Origin of the sequence: Paenibacillus pinistramenti, assembly GCF_005869875.1 — a bacterium.
Classification (GTDB): Bacteria; Bacillota; Bacilli; order Paenibacillales; family Paenibacillaceae; genus Fontibacillus; species Fontibacillus pinistramenti.
Genome location: NZ_VAWG01000004.1, coordinates 130,497 through 152,009 on the forward strand (window position 1 = coordinate 130,497; position 21,513 = coordinate 152,009).

The 21,513-nt window shown below is 52.8% G+C and carries 16 protein-coding genes; 14 read left to right on the plus strand and 2 right to left on the minus strand.

The genetic code is table 11. The annotated features are described in order from the left end of the window. Positions 1–49: 49 nt before the first annotated feature. The 3 genes from FCN15_RS07630 (at position 50) to FCN15_RS07640 (ending at position 4,313) form a co-directional block, all read left to right on the plus strand. Entirely contained in the window at positions 50–1,234 is a 1,185-nt protein-coding gene (locus tag FCN15_RS07630; protein ID WP_138494413.1) for a YhgE/Pip domain-containing protein, read from the plus strand. Positions 1,235–1,363: 129 nt separating this feature from the next. Beyond that, positions 1,364–1,807: a collagen-like protein gene (locus FCN15_RS07635; protein ID WP_138494414.1), complete on the plus strand. Its 444-nt coding sequence runs from the start codon at positions 1,364–1,366 to the stop codon at positions 1,805–1,807. 202 nt (positions 1,808–2,009) lie between these two features. Then, entirely contained in the window at positions 2,010–4,313 is a 2,304-nt protein-coding gene (locus FCN15_RS07640) for a glycoside hydrolase family 3 C-terminal domain-containing protein (protein WP_420819555.1), read from the plus strand. On the opposite strand, the gene FCN15_RS07645 is transcribed toward FCN15_RS07640, so the two are convergent. After that, positions 4,302–5,978 (minus strand): DUF6138 family protein, encoded by a 1,677-nt coding sequence (locus FCN15_RS07645; protein WP_138494415.1) that lies wholly within the window; start codon positions 5,976–5,978, stop codon positions 4,302–4,304. The two genes, FCN15_RS07640 and FCN15_RS07645, sit on opposite strands and share 12 nt — an antisense overlap. A 223-nt stretch (positions 5,979–6,201) precedes the next feature. Here FCN15_RS07645 and FCN15_RS07650 point away from each other — a divergent pair, with 223 nt between their 5' ends. The 4 genes from FCN15_RS07650 to FCN15_RS07665 all read left to right on the plus strand — a co-directional run bounded on the left by FCN15_RS07650 (position 6,202) and on the right by FCN15_RS07665 (position 11,005). Further along, positions 6,202–6,984, plus strand: a complete 783-nt coding sequence (locus tag FCN15_RS07650; protein WP_138494416.1) for a nitroreductase family protein — start codon at positions 6,202–6,204, stop codon at positions 6,982–6,984. 49 nt (positions 6,985–7,033) lie between these two features. Beyond that, the gene (locus FCN15_RS07655; RefSeq protein ID WP_138494417.1) at positions 7,034–7,735 is read left to right on the plus strand and encodes a class I SAM-dependent methyltransferase; all 702 of its coding nucleotides are present in this window, start codon (positions 7,034–7,036) and stop codon (positions 7,733–7,735) included. 176 nt (positions 7,736–7,911) lie between these two features. Beyond that, positions 7,912–8,682 carry a hypothetical protein gene (locus FCN15_RS07660; RefSeq protein ID WP_138494418.1) on the plus strand — a complete coding sequence of 257 codons (771 nt, stop codon included), beginning with the start codon at positions 7,912–7,914 and terminating at the stop codon, positions 8,680–8,682. A 259-nt stretch (positions 8,683–8,941) separates the two neighbouring features. Beyond that, positions 8,942–11,005, plus strand: coding sequence for an amidase family protein (locus FCN15_RS07665; protein WP_138494419.1), 2,064 nt, complete (start codon positions 8,942–8,944; stop codon positions 11,003–11,005). A 215-nt stretch (positions 11,006–11,220) separates the two neighbouring features. On the opposite strand, the gene FCN15_RS07670 is transcribed toward FCN15_RS07665, so the two are convergent. Next, positions 11,221–11,985 (minus strand): SDR family oxidoreductase, encoded by a 765-nt coding sequence (locus FCN15_RS07670; protein WP_138494420.1) that lies wholly within the window; start codon positions 11,983–11,985, stop codon positions 11,221–11,223. A gap of 175 nt (positions 11,986–12,160) precedes the next feature. Between FCN15_RS07670 and FCN15_RS07675 the strand changes: the two genes are divergently transcribed. From FCN15_RS07675 to FCN15_RS07705, 7 genes are all read left to right on the plus strand, one after another. Next, a complete protein-coding gene (locus tag FCN15_RS07675; protein WP_138494421.1) occupies positions 12,161–13,420 on the plus strand; it encodes a hypothetical protein in 1,260 nt (419 codons plus the stop codon). Between the two features lie 131 nt (positions 13,421–13,551). Then, positions 13,552–14,691 carry a 5-methyltetrahydropteroyltriglutamate--homocysteine S-methyltransferase gene (locus FCN15_RS07680; RefSeq protein ID WP_138494422.1) on the plus strand — a complete coding sequence of 380 codons (1,140 nt, stop codon included), beginning with the start codon at positions 13,552–13,554 and terminating at the stop codon, positions 14,689–14,691. 247 nt (positions 14,692–14,938) lie between these two features. Continuing rightward, entirely contained in the window at positions 14,939–16,372 is a 1,434-nt protein-coding gene (locus tag FCN15_RS07685) for a phytase (RefSeq protein WP_138494423.1), read from the plus strand. A gap of 205 nt (positions 16,373–16,577) precedes the next feature. Further along, the gene (locus FCN15_RS07690; RefSeq protein WP_138494424.1) at positions 16,578–17,627 is read left to right on the plus strand and encodes a glycosyltransferase family 2 protein; all 1,050 of its coding nucleotides are present in this window, start codon (positions 16,578–16,580) and stop codon (positions 17,625–17,627) included. Continuing rightward, positions 17,624–18,781, plus strand: coding sequence for a glycosyltransferase family 4 protein (locus tag FCN15_RS07695; RefSeq protein WP_138494425.1), 1,158 nt, complete (start codon positions 17,624–17,626; stop codon positions 18,779–18,781). Before FCN15_RS07690 ends, FCN15_RS07695 begins: the two co-directional genes overlap by 4 nt. Before the next feature lie 70 nt (positions 18,782–18,851). Continuing rightward, entirely contained in the window at positions 18,852–19,703 is an 852-nt protein-coding gene (locus tag FCN15_RS07700; protein ID WP_162515310.1) for a glycosyltransferase, read from the plus strand. Between the two features lie 10 nt (positions 19,704–19,713). Beyond that, positions 19,714–21,492 (plus strand): ATP-binding cassette domain-containing protein, encoded by a 1,779-nt coding sequence (locus tag FCN15_RS07705; protein WP_138494427.1) that lies wholly within the window; start codon positions 19,714–19,716, stop codon positions 21,490–21,492. Positions 21,493–21,513: the final 21 nt, after the last annotated feature.

Here is a 21,513-nt window from a genome sequence, read left to right on the forward strand (position 1 = left end):
CGTTCGTTTAATCAATGAAATAAAAATTTAGAATGTAAGGGGAATAGGAATGAGCCTATTTAAGAACAAGCTGGTTGCAGCTTTGCCTGTAATTGTACTTGCGATTGTATTTGTGTTTAGCTTAACTGCAATTCCGAGCATAAACCCAGCCGCCAAAAATCTCCCTGTCGCCATCGTGAATGAGGACGCAGGACTAAGTTCCGGACAAAATATGGGAAGTTTGATTGTCAGCAATATTCAATCGGCCACTGACGCCATTTCTGAGCAGCCTCCGATCAAGTGGGTTAAGGTGGGGAGTGAAGAGGCGGCCAAGGCAGGGCTTAACAGCCAGGACTATTATGCCGCACTGGTGATCCCCAAGGATTACAGCGCGAATCAAGCATCGCTCGCCTCGCCGGAGCCTGTTTCTCCTGAAATCACAATCTATGTCAACCAGGGCATGAATATGACTGCCGCCAACATGTCGCAGCAGATCCTCACTCAGATGGTCAGCGGCTTGAATGAGAAAATACGCGCCCAATTGATTGCCGCATTCGATCAGCAGGGCGGAACCCTGACAACGAAACAAGCCGCTGCACTGGCTTCGCCTATTGCCAGCAAGGTGATTCCGGTGAATCCAGTCGGCGCCAATAGCGCGAACGGTAATGCTCCGGTAACCCTGTTTCAGCCGTTATGGATGGGCAGTCTGATTGGCAGTGTGATTTTTCTGTTGGCTAAGAATAAAATGAAGTCCGCCGGACGCGCAGATAAACTACGGGCCAATGGCCTTCAGGTTGTATGGGGCGCATTCCTGGCTCTCGTGACAGGATTCGGCTTAACATGGTTCGCTGACAGCTGGGGTCTCAGCATTCCGGACTTCCTGGATGTCGCTCTATTCTTATCGATTGCGTATTTCGCTTTCTTCCTGATGATCTCGGCCGTCTTCTCCTGGATTGGTTTTGGAGGTATGGGGATCTTTGTTCTCTTCTTATTCTTCGGCGCTCCTCTTCTCAGCTTTGCTCCTGAATTGCTTTCGCCGTTCTATCGCGATTGGGTGATGTCATGGCTGCCAATGCGCTTTATGGTGGATGGACTGCGCGAAATCTTCTTCTTTGGCGGAGGGTTAAAAATGAATCATCCGACAAGCGTCCTGATGTGGATTGGGATTGTAAGCCTTCTCGTTCTGCTTGCCTCCTCCCTGAAGCCTTCCAAGGCAAAGCACAAAGAGCAGACGCAAGCAGAAATGACAGCCTAAAACGATGGAGTAGCTTGGACGATAAGCGCATTTAAAAAAGAGCAGTGCTATTTATAGGCATCCGCCCAGGCGCCCTCTCCGCGAATGCATATGATGATTATGCCTATTCATTGAGAGGAGCGATCAGATATGGGATTTTTTCCAGGGCCGGGAAGCGGCGGAGGATTTCCGGGATTTCCAGGTGCACCAGGAGGACCGGGCGGACCAGGAGGGCCAGGCGGACCTGGCGGACCGGGAGGGCCGGGGTCCCCAGGCGGATTTCCGGGGGGATTTCCGGGGACGCCGGGAACGCCGGGTAATCCGGGGGGCGCGCCGGGAGGGGCTCAAGCACCGACGGCTCCCCCGCCGCAGTTCGTACCGCAGATGCAGGCTACTGCATATGCCATCGACTCGGGCGCGATCAGAGGCTGCCTGTTCCGCAACACTTACGTTTGGCTGAACAACGGCGAGCAGTTCTGGTTCTACCCGGTATTCGTCGGGCGCAATTCGGTTGCAGGGTTCAGATGGTTCGGTTTCTTCTGGGCGTACTTCGGCATCGATTTGAACCGGATTCGCTCATTCACCTGCTTCTAAGAAGGCATACAGTCGAAGAGAACAGCCTGCGGGCTGTTCTTTTTGTCGTTCGGCTTGTCCTGTTTGCCGCGCTATTCTCCCTATCCCGTTTTTTTGCAGCTGCATGGAAAAAGGATTATGCTTGATTGCAAGCAAGCGCTTTCTTTAAGGCAAGCACTGATCTTTGAGCCAGCACTTATTTTTAAATAGGGAGGATAACAAAGTGACCGAAAAGATTCACGGACTCATTCAAGAAATGACCCTGCAGGAAAAAGCCAGCCTCTTCTCTGGACTCGACTTCTGGCATACGAAAGGGATTGAAAGATTGGGAATCCCGTCTCTGATGGTAACGGACGGCCCACATGGTCTCAGAAAACAAGCCGCAGGTGCGGACCACCTGGGGCTTTATGACAGTGTTCCGGCTACCTGCTTCCCTTCAGCCGCCGGCCTTGCCTGCTCCTGGGACCGGAATTTGATTCAGCAGGTGGGCCAGGCGCTGGGAGAGGAATGCCAGGCGGAGGATGTGGCGGTGCTGCTTGGGCCAGGCGCCAATATTAAACGTTCCCCGCTCTGCGGACGGAACTTTGAATATTTTTCCGAGGACCCTTATTTATCCTCCCAAATGGCAGCGAGCCATATTAAAGGGGTTCAGAGTCAAGGGGTGGGGACCTCCCTTAAACACTTTGCGGCCAATAACCAGGAGCACCGCCGGATGTCGGTAGATGCCCGGATTGACGAGAGAACGTTGAGAGAAATCTATCTGGCCAGCTTTGAAGCGGCTGTGAAGGAAGCCCGGCCATGGACCGTGATGAGCTCCTATAACCGGGTGAACGGCACCTATGCTTCGGAGAACAAGACCCTGCTGAGTGATATTTTAAGAGATGAATGGGGTTTTGAAGGCATTGTCGTCTCTGACTGGGGAGCCGTTAACGAGCGCGCTGCGTCCTTGGCTGCCGGCCTGGAGCTCGAGATGCCGGGAAGCTTCGGAATCGGGGAAGAGAAGATCATTGCGGCTGTCCAAAGCGGGGAGCTGCCCGAGGGAGTGCTGGACCGTGCTGCGGAAAGGCTGCTGCGGATGATCTTTAAAGCGGTAGAGGAGAAGAAGCCTGCTGCCGCCTATGACCAGGAGGCCCATCACCAGCTCGCCCGCAAGGTTGCACGCGAAAGCATGGTCCTTCTCAAGAATGAGGATCAGATTCTCCCTCTGGCCAAAGCGGGTACGGTTTCGGTGATTGGTGCTTTTGCGGCAAACCCGCGTTACCAGGGCGGGGGAAGCTCGCACGTCAACCCGACCAAGCTGGAAAATAGTCTTGGAGAGATCGAGAAGAAGCTCGAGGGCAGGGGGAAGGTCCTGTTTGCCCGGGGATTCGACGCGGACACGGATGAGATGGATGCTGAATTGCTGGCAGAAGCCAGAGAGGCTGCCAAGCAATCCGATGTTTCCATTCTCTTTGCGGGCCTGCCTGACCGGTATGAATCCGAAGGGTATGACCGTGAACATCTGCGCATTCCAGCGAACCAAATCGCTTTGATCGAGGCGGTCTCCGAGGTCCAGCCGAATGTTGTGGTGGTTCTGAGCAACGGAGCGCCTATTGAAATGCCTTGGATTGACCGGGTAAAAGGATTGATTGAAGGGTATCTTGGCGGGCAGGCGCTCGGCGGGGCGGCTGCGGATCTGCTGTTTGGCGATGCCAACCCATGCGGGAAGCTGGCCGAAACTTTTCCAAAGACATTAAGCGACAATCCCTCCTATCTCTTCTTCCCGGGTGAAGGCGACAAAGTGGAGTACCGGGAAGGCATCTTTGTGGGCTATCGTTATTACGATACGAAACAGGTGGAGCCGATGTTCCCGTTTGGACACGGATTAAGCTACACCCGCTTTGAATACAGCGGCATTTCAGTGAATAAGCAGGCGTTTAACGATACCGAATCGGTGGAAGTGAAGCTTACCGTCAAAAATACGGGAGCGGTCCCCGGCAAAGAGATTGTGCAGCTGTATGTGAAGGACATTCACAGCACGGCTGCCCGCCCGGACAAGGAATTAAAGGGCTTTGTCAAGGTGGATCTGCAGCCGGGCGAGGAACAGAGCGTTGCTTTCACGCTGGATAAGCGGGCTTTTGCCTACTACAACACGGATTTAAAGGACTGGCAGGTTGAATCCGGCGAATTTGAGCTCCTGGTTGGCGCTTCGTCTAAAGACATCCGCTTAAGTGAACGGGTCACCGTCACCTCCACGGTTTCTATCCGGCAGAAGATTGACCGCAACACCACGGTTGGTGATTTGTTAAGCGATCCTGTTCTTCGACCTGCGGCCGCTGAACTGCTTGCCAAGGCCAATGAAAATAATCCGCTGGCCAGCCTTCCGGCTGACGGGGGCGATGCCTCGGAAATGATGGCCGCGATGATGAAATATATGCCGCTGCGCGCCCTGTCCAACTTTAGCGCGGGTCATTTTACAGAGGAAATGCTGGGTAAAATGATTGAGCACCTGAACCATGTCCAGGAGAGCCAAGGTTTATCCGAATAAGGCCGCCAATTGCTCCAATCCTTCCTTAAGAGGGGAGTCCGCCTGCCGGGCTGCCCTCTTCAGCTTGTCCGCGCTGCGAAAGATCCGGCACAGCACCAGCTCCCGCTCATGCTGCTGTTTATTTTGCAGCCCCTGCAGAAGCGCTGCGGCAAGCTCGGGACGGTCGATGGTCAGGTTCTTGACCGGTCTCGCTTCCTCACTGCCGCCAAGGAGGATGGAGATCAGCACCGGCATATGCTCCGGCTGGACGCCATGAGCTTCAATGAAGGCTCCTGCATAGCTGTCCTGCACCATCTGGTGCTCTGTATCCACCAGCTCCATATAGCGGCAGATCAGCGGAAAATAGTCTTCGCTGTACAAGCCGAGGCCGAAGACGGCGTAGGTGCCCGGCATAACCGATTTCGGGCCCGGCTCCACATCGCGGTACCACGCAAACTCCTCCATAGCCATATCCGCATATTCGGCAAGCTTGGGGAAGAGGGCCGGGTAGCGGAGCGCACCCGCGAAAAACTGATGCAGCCTGGACTTCGCCAGATTATTCAGCGGCAGATAATGCTTCTGGGCACTCTTCAGCTTCAAGTGGTAGCCCTTGGGGAACCCATGCTTCAGCAGGCTGATGATATAATCCAGCGCTTCTCCGTAAGCCTGCTCACCTTCGGATAGAATCCGGATTTCGATCGTCTGCGTGATGTCATTGCAGCTGCCTTCCACCCCTGCTCCCCGGTACGTGGCCGGGAATTTACCGCTGCCGGATTTTAAGTATTGCACGGCTTGTTTGGAGCCCAGCTGTCCTGCAAGCTCCAGGTACTTCTGCCGGGTATCCGGCCTGGTGAGGCCGATCTGCAGGGCGGCATACAGAAAGAAATTCATTTCTTCGTCGTCTTCGTCATCAATAGCAGGGCGCTCTGCCTCTTGCTTCAGCTCCCAATCGCTGTATCCGTAATCATCGGGACGCACGAAATACTGAGGAAGAAAATGCCCCTGAGCCCATTGGTCGAAGACCGAGGTGTAGTGACCGATCCACTCCTGTCTGCGTTTCGGGCTTAGCTGCAGCTTATCGGACAGACGCCGGATCAGCGGTTCAATTACCTGCTCCTGCTGCTGCATCAGGTCGGGATTGATGAGGAGCTGGGCGAAGAAGAACAGGTCGTCTGCCTTGGGCAGCACGGGCGGATCAGGGAGAATTTTGGTTTGAATAAAATGTTCCAGCGACTGCCCTAGCCCGGCAAGCTTGGATTCATTCAGCAGGCGCCGGTGCAGCTTGAACTCGGACTGCTCCCTTTCCAATTCAAGCACCACTTCAAACTGGTAATTGAAAAAGGAAGGACCCCATTCATCCGAGCGGAACAGGTTATTGGCAAGCTCACACAAAGCGGGGAAAAATTCCCCGGACAGCTGTTCATCCGTCAGCTCCGCAAGATAAGGGCCCGCCTCCATTATGTAGGCGCTGTCGCTCCAGGAGAGCGGTTCGTCCACCTCAATATGAATGTTCCCCTGCTCTCCATACGCTCTGCCTCTTCTCCATGCCACGCGCAGATAATTCCGGATTCCAGCCTGAAGGAGACTGGGGTTCTTCATCCTGCCTGCTCTTTGATGTTCTCTGGCATAAATCGACGTGACTTCCTTCCATACCTCCTGCAGATAAGCTTCCACCGCCTGGTTCACTGATTTTACCTCCCGCTGTGCATTTCCCCATAAGGTAAGCTGGAATATCATTCACGTCAAGGTACGATGGTAGGATAACAGCGGGGGGATTTTTCTATTAATCTGCAGGGAACCATAGTAGACACCGCTTGGCACGGTTCAGTAGAATAAGTGAAAGCATATTTAGAAATATACACGGAACTACACAGGGGAACGAATTTAAAGTCATAGGGGAGAGATTGCTTTGGAATTCAATGACGTGATTCACGGCCACAGATCGATACGCGAGTATGAAGACAGGGAAGTCAGCCAGGAGGTGCTGGAGCAAATCCTGGATGCGGGCATTCGCGCCTCTTCCAGCGGCAACATGCAGTCCTACTCTATTATTGTTACCAAGGATAAAGAGCTTAGGAACAAGCTGTACACCGCACATATGGAGCAATCCATGGTGGTGGATGCGCCGGTTCTGTTGACCTTTTGCGCGGATTTCAACCGGATGAGAAAATGGCTGGAGCTGAACGAGGCGCCGGTTCATTTTGATAATTTTATGAGCTTTATGATTGGAGCCATTGATGCCGCTTTGGCAGCGCAGAATTGCGCCCTTGCAGCAGAGAATGCGGGGCTCGGCATTTGTTACATGGGTTCAACGCTGGCCAACTGCGATCAGATCGGTGAACTGCTGAACCTGCCCCCGAATGTCGTACCGATTGTCGGTTATTCCTTGGGATATCCTGCAGAAGCTCCCGCTCTGCGCGACCGGCTGCCAAGGCAGGGGCTGGTTCATTACGAGCAGTACCAGGATTATTCGGATGCAGACATCCAGGACATTTATAAAGAAAGAAATGAAAAAGGATGGCAGCGCTACATGGACGTCCCTAGGCTTAAAGAAATGACAGAGCGCCTGGGACTCCAGAATCTTGCCCAGATCTATACAATTGCTAAATATACGAAAGAATCTCACCTGGAATATTCACAGACCGTGCTGAACTATTTAGAGAAGCAGAATTTTATGAAGAATAACGAATAACATTAGGATAGCCGAGGAAGGCAGATAAGATGAGGAGAGATGAGACGAGATGAGCGGAGCAGAGGTTAAACTGGATTTAAGCCGGGTTGTCTTTATTGGAAGGACATTTGAAGAGTACAGGTCAATGTTCAGCTTGTCTGAGGAAGAGCTGCGCGGCCGCAGGATTCTGGACTGCCCGGCAGGGGCGTGTTCTTTTACCGCAATTGCGAGCCAGAAGGGGGCAGAGGTTACAGCGGCTGATATCGCGTATCACCACCCTTTTGAACAGCTTGTTGATAAAGGATTGCAGGATATTGAGCATGCCATGTTAAGCATGGAGAAGGCCCGGAGCAATTACTTGTGGGATTATTTTGGATCGGTAGAAGGGCTGAAGCAGCATAGAATACAGGCCTTGGCTGATTTTTCAGCTCATGTGAAAGAGAATCCGGAGCGATATGTTCCCGCTGTTTTGCCTGAATTGCCCTTCAAAGACGGAGAATTTGAACTCACGCTGTCTGCCCATTTCCTGTTCATGTACGGGGACCGGTTTGACTATGAATTTCACCAGCAGACGCTGCAGGAGTTACTGCGTGTTACCAGCGGTGAAGTGCGGATCTACCCTCTAATTGATCTATCCAGCAGGCGGTATGAGCATCTGGATAAGTTAACGGCATTCCTCCAAAGTCAGGGTTACCATACGGAAGAAGTCGAGGTGCAGTACGAATTTCAGAAGGGCGCTGACCGCATGCTGGTCATTAAGAAGGATAATTAAGAAGGGAAATTAAGAAGGATAATTAAGAAGGTTCAGTTAAGGAAGAGTCTTGACAATGCAGGGTTTTCCTATTAATGTAAAATCAACTTAAAGGCAATGCAACCGAAAGGTTCAACCTCGCAGCAGTTGGGGTTGGACCTTTTTTTGCCTGAAATCACGGAATGGAGGAGATGGGAATGGCGACGAAGGAACGGCTTCTGGGAAGGCTCGATGAAATTGGAGGTTCACTGGAGCGGAGAGGGGATACGCTGCTGCTGCTCGGAGTTGGATCGGTTGGGGTGGAGACGGCGCGAATCGATGAGTATTCGGACTTGGACTTTTTTGTCATTGTGAAGCCGGGGTATAAGCAGCAGTATATTGAGCGGCTGGATTGGCTGGAGGATGTATTCCCGCTGGCGTATTCCTTCCGGAATACGAAGGATGGGTACAAGATCCTGTTCGAGGACGGAATTTATGGAGAGTATGCCGTGTTTGAGGAGGCGGAGCTGAAGCATATCGAGTATTCAGGGGCGAGAATCGTCTGGATGGATCCAGATTATGCCAATCCGGAGATCATAAGCGGCGGGAAGAAGATCGAGAAGCGGCGGAGAGAGGAGCTGGATTTCCCACTGAATGAGGCTTTGACCAATCTGTATGTGGGATTAGGCCGCTATGCCCGGGGAGAGAAGCTCTCCGCGGCGCGGTTCGTCCAAAGCTATGCCGTTGACAGCATCCTGTCCGTGCTTCATTTGCTGGAAAAGGAGGAGACTTATTTCCCGGATGTGTTTGGAGAGGAGCGGAGGCTGGAAAAGAGGTTCCCTTCCTTTGCAAAGCGGGTGGGCGATATGCTTCTCGGCTATGAGCGGACCCCGGAATCGGCGCTGCATATCCTTCGTTATCTGGAAGAAGTGTATCCCGTAAATGCCAGGATGAGTGCGGAGATCAGGCGTCTGGCTGACACGCTCTGAGCACTGACCGCAAGTGAGCAGGAGGCCGATCAGAAGCGTCAAAGACCATTCCAAGTGGGTTGATGCTTTTTTTGTTTTTGTCAGCGGCGGCACAAAAAAGATAGAAAAAGTGACATTTGTTTGGATGGGAATAGATTTTCTGTGAAAAAAGACTCTATTAATGTCATTTTATATAACATAATTTTCTTTGAATATTTATACATTCTATGATATTCTTCTATCGTGTCATATATACTTACATAGGGGATGGTGTTGTAGAATGAGCAAATCAAAGAAGCGTAAGGCGGCCAAAATCATGACAGGATCGGTCTTGAGTCTGGCCCTGCTGGGAAGTCTCACACCCGCGTATGCTATGAATCCTACAAGCTTAATTGCCGATGCCGGGACAACGACGAAGGCGCTCCAGGACCTTAAATCCGTTGTCCAGCAAGCAAAGAGCGTCAATCTCAAGGACTATCCTGCCGCCTATGCAGAGGATGTGAGGTATGCGCTCAGTATGGTGGGCAGCCTTACGCCGAACAGCACTGTGTATAAAATCAATGAGGCCAGGCTTACGCTGCAGGTCGCGCTGGATTCGCTGACAATGGATTTGGAGAAAGCCACGATCGCAGACATGCAGGCGGCGGTCAAGGCAGGAAAGCTTACATACGAACAGCTGGTCAAGATGTATTTGACCCGGATTGATCTCTACAATAACTACACCGTCAAATTAGATGCCGTAGCGAGCCTTAACCCTAAAGCGATCGAGCTGGCCAAAGCAAGCGACGCCGCGGTTAAAGCGGACCCTTCCAAGGCGGCAGGCATGTTCGGGATTCCCGTTCTGATCAAGGACAATATCGGAACGGCGAAGGAGGACGGGATGCCGACGACGGCGGGTTCGATCGCCTTGGCCAACAACTACCCTGAGGATGATTCTTTCCTGGCCGGCCAGTTGAAGAAGTCCGGGGCCATTATTTTGGGCAAAACCAACCTGTCCGAGTTCGCGAACTTCATCACCAGCGGGATGCGCAACGGTTATTCTACCCTGCAGGGACAGGTCCTTAACCCGTACAAGCCCAACGTGCTGGACGTCTCGGGATCGTCCTCCGGCTCGGGTTCAGCGGGAGCGGCAGCCCTCGCGGCCATTACGATCGGCACGGAGACCTCCGGCTCGATCCTGTCCCCGTCGCAGCGCAACTCGCTTGTCGGCCTGAAGCCGACGGTCGGGCTCGTCAGCCGCAGCGGCATCATCCCTCTATCGCACAGCCAGGATACGGCCGGACCAATGGGGCGCGACGTCGCTGATGTCGCGACGCTGCTGTCCGCCATCCAGGGCTATGATCCGGACGACATTCACATTAATATGGGCGTAGACAACGATGTTACGGTCGATGAGACCTACTTCAAAGAGCACACAGAAGCGGATTATACCGATTACCTGAAGGAGGACGGCCTGGAGGGCAAAGTCCTCGGCGTATACCGGACGCCGAATAAGGAGACGCAGCCGGATGTCTATGAAGCCTTCCAGAAGGCTATCCAGGTCCTTAAGGATCAGGGCGCGACAATCGTCTACGCTGCTAACGGCGGCGACATGGCCGATGAACTGCCGGCCGCTCCGGCTTCGAAGGTGCTCTATTATGACTTCAAGGAAGACATTGAAAATTATCTGAAAGCCCAGAAGAATCCGGTATTGGCCAGCGACAACAAGACGGTCATTACGAGCCTGCAGGATATTATCGACTACAACAAGAAGCATCTGGACGTTCTGAAATACGGCCAGACTATTCTGGAGGAATCCGTAACCTACGACATGACGCCGGGCTCCGCCAATTACAAGACCAGAGATGAGCAGCGGGCCGCCGATGTGGCATATGCCCGGAAGAACGGCATCAACTACCTGCTGGATAAATACAAGCTTGACGGCTTGGTTGGACTGAACGGTGCTACGACTGGCATTGCGGCGAAAGCGGGCTATCCGAGCATTACAGTTCCGACGGGCTACCGGACAGCGGAAGGCGGGAACGGGGAGCCGATCAACCTGCAGATTACGGGCAGCGCCTTCACCGAGGAGAAGCTGATCGAAATGGGTTACGCCTATGAGCAGGCGACCCAGGCGCGTGTGGCTCCCGGCCTGACCGTCAAGGACCGCCTGAAAGGGCTGCTGGATGATGCCGACGCTGCGAAGCTGAGCGGAGAAGTCTACGACAATGCGCTCGCTGTCTATACCAGCAACTTCTCCACGGCGAGAGAGGTTAACAACGCGGCAAACCTTCTGTATGTAGAGCTATACCGTTCCTGGTGGCCGGATTTCAAGAAAGGGTTTGAAGCTAACACATTGGAATAATAGAATTGAAGATCATTCGTTTAGGAAGCGCGCGAATGCCGGGGATTTAAGCGGCAGAATGAAAAAGGCACCCGCCGGGGTGCCTTTTTCATTGTCTTTTCATGGTCTTTTCAGGAGGGGACTACCCGCCCATTCAAACGGCGCTCTCTACATGTTCAGTAGGCAGCCACCACGGACCTCCCGCCCCATACCGAGCCTGAAGCGGCCTGCAGCTGCTACTCGATGGCGTTCTTCGTGGCCTGGTACATCTTCTCCGTATATTCGTCGATTTCATCCCTCGACATGCGCAGGCGGCTTTCTGAGGTTCCGTATCCGATCTCCGGTTTGCCTTCTTCCAGTCCTTTAAAAATCCCATCCGCAAAATCGTCCAGCGGTTCTCCATGCGTATGCAGACCGGCTCCGCCCAAATCGGTATTTACGGCCGGCGGCGCAATTTCAATCACCTCAACAGCAGTATCCGACAGCTGGTGCCTGAGGCTCATGGTGAAGGAGTGCAGCGCGGCTTTGGTCGCCGAATAGATCGGTGCGATCACAAACGGGGTAAAGGCCAAACCGGATGTGACATTAAGGATGGCGGCCGCTTTCTTCTGTTCGGCGAAGTACGGGGCAAACAGCATCGCAAGATGAAACGGCGCTTCAATGTTGGTGGTGATTTCCTGGTTGTAGTAGCTCCAGTTATCCTTGGCATCGGCCTTCAGAATATTAAAACGCTGCTGGATACCGGCATTGTTAACCAGCACGTTGACTTCCGGGTAGTTTGCCGTTACCCAGTCGAACAGGGCGATCCGCCCGGCCTCCTGGCTCAAATCGCCTGCATAGGTGATGAGGGAGGGGAATCTGTCCTTGGCGGCTTGAAGCACCTGTTCCCGGCGTCCCGTCACGATGACGGTATTCCCCGCTTTGATAAAACGTTCTGCAAAAGCTAACCCGATCCCGGTGCTTCCGCCTGTAATCAGAATCGTATTACCGGTAAGTTTCATGATTGAATCACTTCTCCTTTAGTAATTGAAAATATGCCGCATAAATGAATGGGAATTAGTGCAAAACTAGGGACATGGGGAAAGAGAGCTGAATTAAGCGGCTGTTCATTTCCACGGGCATTATTATAACGTACGGGTAAGACAAAATAAGGGAATACCCGCAGGAGAAGATGCTATGCCGCAGCAAAAATTCCAGTCAGCCAACATAAAGCCCCGTTATTCCAAAGGAAAAATCTCGGTATTCGGGATTAACTCCGTCTACCCCCGGACGCCATGGATTGCAGCCTGGTGGTCGGCCTCTTTTCCAGGGTTCGGGCACATGTATATTGGCAAGTATCTGCATGGCTTTGTGCTGATTGTATGGGAACTCGTAGTAAATAACAAGGCCAACATTAATACGGCTATTGCCCTTTCCTTCCTCGGCAGGTTCGAGGAGGCCAAGGCGCAGCTGGATCAGGATTGGGCTCTGCTTTATGTGGCGGTATATATCTACAGCATCTGGGACAGCTACCGCTGTTCCGTTGAGGTCGTCAAGAGCCACGCCCTGTCCGAGATCGAAGACGCTCCTGTTTCGCCCTCAGATGTTAGTTTCTTTGAGATTGCTATCCTGGACAAGAAGCATCCCTGGCTCGGGATGGTCTGGTCGGTTTTATCCCCCGGTTTGGGCCAGATGTACGGCGGCAGTATGATTGTCGGCACCTTCATTTTGGCCTGGTGGATCTTTGTCTGCTATAAGGCCGTGGCCATCCGTTCCTGGCTGTATTCGTTCCTCGGCGATTTCAGCGGCGCAGCTGCAATTGTGAACTGGCAGTGGTTCTTGTTCCTGCCTTCGATGTTCGCCTTCGCCATTTATCAGGCTTATACATCGGTGAATGAAAACAACACGTTATTCGACATTGAGCAAGTACGATACCTTAGAGTGAGGGCTGAGAATTTGAAACAGCTGCATACCATTGATGACGGAACCGTACAAATTATCGCTACATTCGAACATTCTCCCTTCGTGGAGATCGCGATTCATGAGTTTGAGAGACTGGGAGTTCCGCCAGAGCAGATCGTGGCACTGCCCCTGGAGAATCTGGAATCGCAGGTGCAGGTTATTGACTCTATTCAAAGGGTAGATGGAAGGAGCGTCCTGGACGGGGCGATGATGAGTGCGACGGTCTTTGCCGTACTGGGCGCGATCTATGGGTTTGTCCTGTACTGGGGGCCTATTATTTGGGGGCTTCTCGGTTTAACCGGAGGATTCTTCCTGGGCCTGGCCATCGAATTAGCGGTGAATAAGAAGAAGCTGAAGAAGTATACCGGCAAAAAGAGCGAGGTGGTTATCGAAGTAACCTGTGACACCTCTTTGCAGAAACAGCTGATTAACGTACTCAGAACGCGCAAAGCGCTGGGATTCGTGGTCAAGCCGCTGCCGGCCGGCAGACAATAGACGGCACGGACAGCCGGCAGACAGCCATTTGATATAGCTAATAGTTATAGCCAGCTATTACTCATTCGTAGAACCTATAGCCAGCGGGGTGTGCTATAGTAACTGTAAATATTTTACGAGGAGATAAACGAATGAGCATCCAAACCGAACCTAGAAAGAGAACCGTTACCCCATTCCGTTATGATATCGTTGGCAGCTTCCTGCGTCCGTCTGTGCTGAAAGAAGCGAGAGCCAAATTCCAAAGCGGCGAAATTTCGGCCGAGCAGCTGAAGGAAGTTGAAGATGCCGAGATCGTTAAGCTTGTGCAGAAGCAGAAAGAAGCTGGCCTTCAGGCTGTAACCGACGGCGAATTCCGCCGCTCCTGGTGGCATCTGGACTTCTTCTGGGGATTTGACGGTGTTGAGCGGACTATCATTGATCAGGGCTACCAGTTTAATGGAGCCCAGTCCAGACCGGAAACCGCCCGCCTCACCGGAACAATCAGCTTTAGCAGCCACCCTTTTGTAGCGCATTATGCCTTTCTGAAGAGCGCTGCAGGCGAAGACGCTGCTGCGCGTCAATCGGTTCCTGCGGCCGCCCAGTTCCTGTTTGAGCTGGACCGGGCAGAGAATCAGGAGAGCACGAAGCAGTTCTACCCGGACCGGGCTGAGCTTCTGGCCGATATTGCCCAAGCGTACAAAGCAGCCATTCGTGCTTTCTATGAAGCAGGCTGCCGCAGCCTTCAATTCGACGACTGCACATGGGGAGCACTGTGCGACAAACAGTTCATGGAGCTCATGGAGCAGGTCGGCGTCAATGTATCCGAGTACGCGGCTGAATTGGCGAAGCTGAACGCAGAGGTCGTATCCGATCTGCCGGATGATCTTGTAGTAACGACACATGTCTGCCGCGGCAACTATGTTTCGACTTATGCCGGCGTGGGCGGCGGCTATGAGCCGATCGCAGAGACGCTGCTCAGCATCGACAACTACTCCGGCTTCTATCTGGAATTTGATACAGACCGTGCCGGCGATTTCAAGCCGCTCCGCTTCCTGAAGGACAACCAGCAGGTTGTGCTCGGCTTGTTCTCCTCCAAGTTCGGCGAGCTTGAGAGCAAGGAGAACATTCTGAAGCGCATTGAAGAAGCGCAGCAGTACGTCGATCTGAACCGGATCTGCCTGAGCCCGCAGTGCGGCTTTGCCTCCACCGAGGAAGGCAACCACCTGACCGAGGAGCAGCAGTGGCGCAAGATTGCTTTTATTAAAGAAATTGCCGATGAAATCTGGAAATAGTTTATGAACTAGCCTGCCTGCGGACATGTCTGCATGGCGGGCTTTTTGCATCTGCCGGCACCCTCTGACTCACCTTTTGTCTGCGTCCTCTGTCTGCGTCTTCTGTCTGCATCTTCTGTCTGCATCTTCTGTCTGTCCTTGGGGGAGGCCCATTTTACACAAAGCCTGTTTCTGCTTAATAGGCTGTTTACATCCATTTTATATAGTCATAGGCAATGACTAAAACTGGAAAGGAAAATGGATGAATATGAGAACATGGAAAATGGCATTCGCTGCGCTGCTCCTCGCAGGCGCGCTGTACCCTGCCGCTGCACCGGCTAAGGCAGCAGAGACGACGGACGCTGCACCGGCAGCATCCCAAGACAGCTTAGCGGGGTACGAGCCCCTGCGTCAGCAAATGGAGAAGATCGGTGCCTCGATCACTTGGGACAGCGACGACTTGTCCGCACTGGTTAAGCTGAAGAACGGGCTTGCGGGCACCTTTACGGCCGGGGAGAAGGAATACCGACTGGCGGGCAAGGCCGGTGAGCTTCCGGCAGAGGTCAAAATCGTAGGCGGCAAGATGTACATCCCTTCAGAGCTGCTGGAGGCTATATTGGCTGAAAATGCAAAATACACCGATCCTGCGGATGTCATCACCCCTTATCCGGTAACGGCCAAGGCAGAGACGGCTGCCGTAGAGGACGGCGAGGATGCAGCGGATGATCCGGCCATCTGGCTCGATCCCAATCAGCCGGCTAATTCCAAAATCATTGCCACCAACAAGGGCGGGGGCATTCTTGTATATGATTTGAATGGCAGGGAGCTGCAAAACTATAAGACAGGCAAGATGAACAATATTGATGTCCGTTACGACTTTCAGCTTGGGGATCAGAAGGTAGATATCGTGGGAGCCACGAACCGTTCCACGAACACGATTGATATTTTTGCTATAGACGGTGAAACCGGCGGGCTGACGGATATTGTGGCGGAACCGATCAAGGGGAAGATGGAGGAGGTGTACGGCTTCAGCCTCTATCACAGCCTGCGGACGGGCAAGTTCTATGCCCTGGTGCTGGGCAAGGAAGGCGAATTTGAGCAGTATGAGCTGGTTGATAACGGAAGCGGCAAAATTACAGGCAAGCTGGTACGGGAGTTTAAGCTGGCCACACAGTCCGAAGGCCTGGCGGCGGATGATGAGTACGGCGTGATGTACATTGCGGAGGAAGATTACGCGATTTACAAATATAATGCCGAGCCTGACGGAGGCAATCAGCCTTTGTCTACCGTTGATATTGCGGATGGACGCCGGCTGCAGGACGACATTGAGGGGCTGACCATCTATTACGGCGCGGACGGCCATGGCTATTTGATCGCCTCCAGCCAAGGCAGCGACAGCTACGCGGTCTATGACCGCGAGGGGAATAACGCCTACCTGGACAGCTTCCAAATCGCGGACGGCGCCTTGACTGACGGAACCTCTTCAACCGATGGCATCGATGTGCTTGGCTTTGGGCTGGGCGGGCAGTATCCTGACGGCCTGTTCCTTGCGCAGGATGATTCCAATATGGACAGCGGCAAAGAACTCAATCAAAATTTCAAACTGGTAGACTGGGGACAAATCGCGAAAGGGGCGAAGACGCCGCTTCTGACCGACAACCAGGTTGATCCGCGCAAGCTTCAGGACCGCAGTACGAAGTAACGGCTGCCGTCCCTGTTTTTGATCATGATAGCCAGAGTACCGGGGGGATGTTCCTCTGGTACTCTTTCTTTTTCAAGTAAAAGACCAGTGATATTGTAAATTTTTGAAAAATAATGATGATTCTTGTCGAGTATTGCTTTATAATGATGCTGGAAAATCTCTGTCTGGAAACGAGTACAAATCATAATAAAAGCGAGCTGAACACATGGTCGGGTTATCCATTATTATTCCTGTTTACAACGTTGAGGATTATATTAGCAAATGTCTGGATTCGATCTTGGACCAAACCTACACGGATTATGAAATATTGCTGATTGATGACGGCTCCAAGGATAACAGTCTCAATATCTGCAAGGAGTATGAGCAGCAGGACAGCCGGATCAGGGTTTTTCAGCAGCCCAACAAAGGCCCGTCCGCTGCCCGCAACCTTGGAATCAGCCATGCGAAGGGGACTTACCTGGCTTTTATTGATTCTGATGATTATATCAAGCCGGACATGTTCTCGGAATTAATGGGATGGATGCACGATACTCAAACCGATCTTGTGATCAGCCCGATGACGGTGGAGTATTTATACTTTAAGAACAGAAAAATGCTGCTGCCCACGCTCGAGTACGATGGGAAGATTAACATTTCCCCGGAGGATGCCGCCAAGGTGGTCTCTTTATTTGAAACGGCCATGATTAACAGCCCTTGTGCGCGTCTTTATAAGACGGACATTATTAAGACAAACCGGATTCTGATGCCGGATGGAATTGATTATTCGGAAGACCTCATGTTTAATATCGAATATTTAAAGTACTGCAGGTCCATCTTCCTTATGAATAAATCCTATTATTTCTATACGAAGAAGAAGCAAGGCTCGATCACGACAAGCTACCGGCACCAGCAGTTCCATTCCTTTAACCTGGCTCATGATAAAGCCCTCGAATATCTGCACGGGATCCTGGGTATAAGCGGAGAGCTTGAGAACAAAGCCTATTACATCTTCATTCCGAATATCATCATCAGCTTTATCAACTTGTTCTATAAAGACTGCCCGATGAGCCGCTCGGAGAAAATGGCCTATATTCACAGCATTCTTCGTGACCAAAGGGTAAGGGAAAAGATCGACAAGGCCTACAAGCCGGGCCTGCTCCCCAAAGTTTACAAACGGCTGTTAACCACAAAGCGTACATCGTTCGTCTACTATGCTTGCAAGCTTTACCGGTATTATAAAATCTCCTTCCAGGATCTGAGCAGGAGAACAACTTGAGGACGATTAATTGGATTGGCTATGACGAACAGACCGGCTACGGAAATGCCTCAGCGGGCTTAATAAAGGCACTGCAGGAAGAAGGGGTCAGCGTTGAGCAGACCCTGATCAAGCGCGGGAATCCCGGCAATGGCGGGAAGCTGGTGAGCGATGAGTCCTCCGGGGCACACTCGAAGGCAGAGGCCGTGGTCATCCATACCGTTCCCGAGTATTATCCCTACTGGGTGAAGAGAAGAAGGGCAGCCCTTCCGCACGCGCCGATATGGGGCTATACCGCCTGGGAGACGGACAGGATTCCTTCCCACTGGACAGGCCTTCTGAACAGTATGGACGGGATCTTTGTGCCCAGCCGCTGGAACCGGGAAGTCCTGCTGGCCTGCGGAGTTCAGGTCCCCGTGGCCGTCCTTCCGCATGTCTCGGAGTTCCAGGGGCAGAAGCCCGAGGTGGCTCCGAGCCGGCCTTTGGCGGCGGCTCTCGAACAAGCCGAGGGGGATTTCCTCTTCTACTGCATCAATATGTGGAACGAGAGAAAGAATATCCCGCTGCTCATTCAGGCCTTTCTGGAGGAGTTTGGGCAGGAGGAGAAGGTCTCTCTTCTGCTGAAGACAGACCGGTCGGACTGGTCGGTCTATCGGCGGAATTGGCGGAGGCTCTATCTGAAGCCGTCCTTCGGGTCAAGCAGGAAGAGCTTTAAGGAGCTGACTCAGCACCATCCGAACCGCAGCAGGGTGATTCACCTCACGAGTCCGCTGCCGGCAGCAGACCTGGCATGGATTCACCAGAAGGGGGATTGTTTTATCTCCTGCACCCGCGGGGAAGGCTGGGGGATGGGAGCCTATGAGGCCGCCTGGTACGGCAACGCGGTTGCCATGACCTCGTACGGCGGACAGCTGGATTATCTGTCTCCGGATGATGCTTATCTGATGCCTTATACGCTAAAGGCCGTGGAAACCGCCTATGGAGGGGCTTCTTATGCCCGGGAGCAGAGATGGGCCGATGTGGACATCCGTGAGGTGAGGGCCGTATTGAGAGCGGTCTTTTCCAATCAGACGAAAGCCAGAGAGAGAGGAGCGCTGCTCCGGCAGAGGGTCTCCGGGACCTTCACGAATACAAGGATTGCCAATACATGTACCGAGGTACTTTTTCATGACTAACATACCCAAAGTGTTCCACTTTGTCTTTGGCTTGAAGCCGCAGACCGAGCCCTTTCATCTGTCTCATTATATGGCTGTTAAATCGTGCATCGAGGTCAATCGGCCGGACAAGGTTTATTTCCATTATGAGCACCTCCCTTACGGGAAGTGGTGGGACGAGATTAAAGGGTCGCTTACGCTGCATCCGATCGAGAAAGATCAGGCTATGGCTGCTTATCGCTATAAGGATTCCTCCATTGAAAAATACCGCTACGCTCATTTGTCCGACATTTCAAGGCTTGAAATTCTGCTGGAATACGGCGGGGTCTACGCGGACATTGATACGATTTTTGTAAAGCCTATCCCTGAGGAGCTGTATCAGCATGCCTGTGTGATGGGCAGAGAGAAAGTGGACGAGAGTGTCCCTGCAGCCAAGGAAGCCGGAGGCTCTTTGTGTAATGCCTTCATTATGGCGGAGAAAAATGCCCGGTTCATCCGGCTTTGGCTGGACCGTATCTTTGATGAATTCGACGGCTCGTGGAGCGCGCACTCGACCTTTCTTCCCTATCGGATCAGCCGGGAGTATCCGGAGACGATTCATGTTGAACCGGAGCGGTCCTTCTTCTATCTCGACTGGACGCGGGAGGGCATCCGCAGCTTGTTCAACAAGAAGGTGGAGCTTCCGGAAGACGTCTACAGTTTGCATTTGTGGAGCCATTTGTGGTGGGAGAAGGGGCGGATGGACTTTACCTTTTTTCACGAGGGCCGCTTAACTCCGAATTTTATTAAGTACGGGAACTCTACCTACAGCGCTTTGGCCAAAAGCTTCCTGCCGGCTGATACGGAATGCAGCCAGGAGGCTTACCGGGCCGAAGCCCGTAAGGCATCCACAGAGAATATCAAGCTGTTTCTTGGCCGCTTGAAGGGGAAGCCGCATGCTTAAGAGGTTAAATTTGCAGAAGAAATTGCAGGCTCAAGTCGAACGCCTCCTGTATATTTACCGCGCTGCCCCTTCTGCCCTGAAAGGGAAGCTGCTCCTGGCCTTGTCCCTGACATGCGCTTTGCCGGTCGTGGACTTAATCATTGTCTATGTGATGTATGTGCTCATGATGTCGCTGCAGAACCAGAAGCTGACGATAGGGGGGCTGTCATTCGGGAATGATAGCCTCTTTCTTCTTATTATTTCTTTTATCGGCATTACGCTGATCCGGCAGGTGCTCGAATTCTTCTCGGTCAGGCAGTCCAGAACCTTCACCCAGCTGCTGTACCGGCAGTTCTCGGCGAAGCTGTTAAATATCTATTTAACGATGTCCTGGAGGACATTCTCGGAAGAGACCAAAGCGGTTAGAACGAAGCACCTCATCGCAACCTCCCTCGACAGCGCTTATTCTTACCAGGTCTTCTTTAACTTCATCAGCTCCGTTCTGAACTTGATCCTTCTAGCCGGAACCATGGTCATCATAGCGCCGAAGATTGTTCTCGGCGGGCTTCTGATCCTGGTGCTGTTTGGCCAGCTCACGAGCAGGTCGATGAAGCAGAAGATTAATCAGGCCGCACACGCCCATAATATACATGAGCAGAACTACTACAATAGGCTCAATGAAAGCTTGAATCTGTTCAGGGAAATGAGGATTTTCGGCGTAAGCCGGAAGATGGAGCAGAGAGCCATTGATGAACTGGAGCAGTTAAGCGAGGCCAAGGTCCGGCTGTCGGTGCTGCCCCATACGCCCAAAATCGCTTTGGAGTCTGTCTTTACTTTAGCGATCGGACTGGGCATCCTGTATGTCGTCTTTGCCGGCAGGACGGAGACACCGCAGCTTATTGCCAGCCTTGCCTCCTTCACGGTCATGTCCCGGAGAATCATTCCTTCGATGTCGCTCCTGCTGTCCTCCTATTCCGAGCTGGAAGGGACGTACAGCCAGTTAAGGATTCTGAATCAGGAGCTGTCCGGTGCCTCCGGGCCGGATGAGGCGGGGGCCGGTCAGGAGCAGAAGGGTCAGGAACGAATGGACCGGCAACGAATGGACCGGCAACAAATGGATCGGCAACGAATGGATCGGCAACGGACAAATCAGGGACGGGCGGATCAGGAGCAAAAGGCATTGCCGGGCTCTGTATTCGTAGAGCTGTCGGACATCTCTTTTGCCTATGAAGGCCACCAGGGGACGATTGAACATTTCTCCATGGCTGTCTCTGCTGGTGACCGCATCTCGATTTCCGGCGAATCCGGCCGGGGGAAGAGCACCTTGATGATGATTCTTGCCGGATTCATCCGGCCGGTCGGTGGAGAGGTGAAGCGTTCACTGCTTGTGCTGCCCGAGCGTCAGGGAATTGCCTACGTGCCGCAGGAGACCGCGCTGCTGAGCGGAACGATTCTGGAGAATATCGTATTCGGGAATGAGCGTATAGAAGAGGAGCGGGTGACGAAGGTCATCTCCCTCGTGAGGCTTGACGAGCTGATTGCGAAGCTGCCGGACGGCCTCCACACGTATGCCGGCGATAACGGCGTGTTCCTCTCGGGCGGTCAAAGGCAGCGGATCGGCATTGCGCGGGCGCTTTATCACCGGCCCAAGCTGCTCCTGCTGGATGAGGCCACCTCCGCGCTTGATGAGCAGACGGAACAGGAGGTCATGGCGAATATCAGCTCCTTCATGGAGGACGGCGCCGTGGTCTTCATTTCCCACCGGAAGGAAAATGCCAAGGCTCATGCCACAAAAGTCATAGAGCTATAGAAATATAGAAATATAGAGCTT

Excerpts from the sequence above, each read along its gene's own strand:
- FCN15_RS07630 (WP_138494413.1), top strand. The coding sequence starts at position 50 with ATGAGCCTATTTAAGAACAAGCTGGTTGCAGCTTTGCCTGTAATTGTA.
- FCN15_RS07635 (WP_138494414.1), top strand. The coding sequence starts at position 1,364 with ATGGGATTTTTTCCAGGGCCGGGAAGCGGCGGAGGATTTCCGGGATTT.
- FCN15_RS07655 (WP_138494417.1), top strand. The coding sequence starts at position 7,034 with ATGAGCGGAGCAGAGGTTAAACTGGATTTAAGCCGGGTTGTCTTTATT.
- FCN15_RS07660 (WP_138494418.1), top strand. The coding sequence starts at position 7,912 with ATGGCGACGAAGGAACGGCTTCTGGGAAGGCTCGATGAAATTGGAGGT.
- FCN15_RS07665 (WP_138494419.1), top strand. The coding sequence starts at position 8,942 with ATGAGCAAATCAAAGAAGCGTAAGGCGGCCAAAATCATGACAGGATCG.
- FCN15_RS07670 (WP_138494420.1), bottom strand. The coding sequence starts at position 11,985 with ATGAAACTTACCGGTAATACGATTCTGATTACAGGCGGAAGCACCGGG.
- FCN15_RS07675 (WP_138494421.1), top strand. The coding sequence starts at position 12,161 with ATGCCGCAGCAAAAATTCCAGTCAGCCAACATAAAGCCCCGTTATTCC.
- FCN15_RS07680 (WP_138494422.1), top strand. The coding sequence starts at position 13,552 with ATGAGCATCCAAACCGAACCTAGAAAGAGAACCGTTACCCCATTCCGT.
- FCN15_RS07685 (WP_138494423.1), top strand. The coding sequence starts at position 14,939 with ATGAGAACATGGAAAATGGCATTCGCTGCGCTGCTCCTCGCAGGCGCG.
- FCN15_RS07690 (WP_138494424.1), top strand. The coding sequence starts at position 16,578 with ATGGTCGGGTTATCCATTATTATTCCTGTTTACAACGTTGAGGATTAT.
- FCN15_RS07700 (WP_162515310.1), top strand. The coding sequence starts at position 18,852 with ATGGCTGTTAAATCGTGCATCGAGGTCAATCGGCCGGACAAGGTTTAT.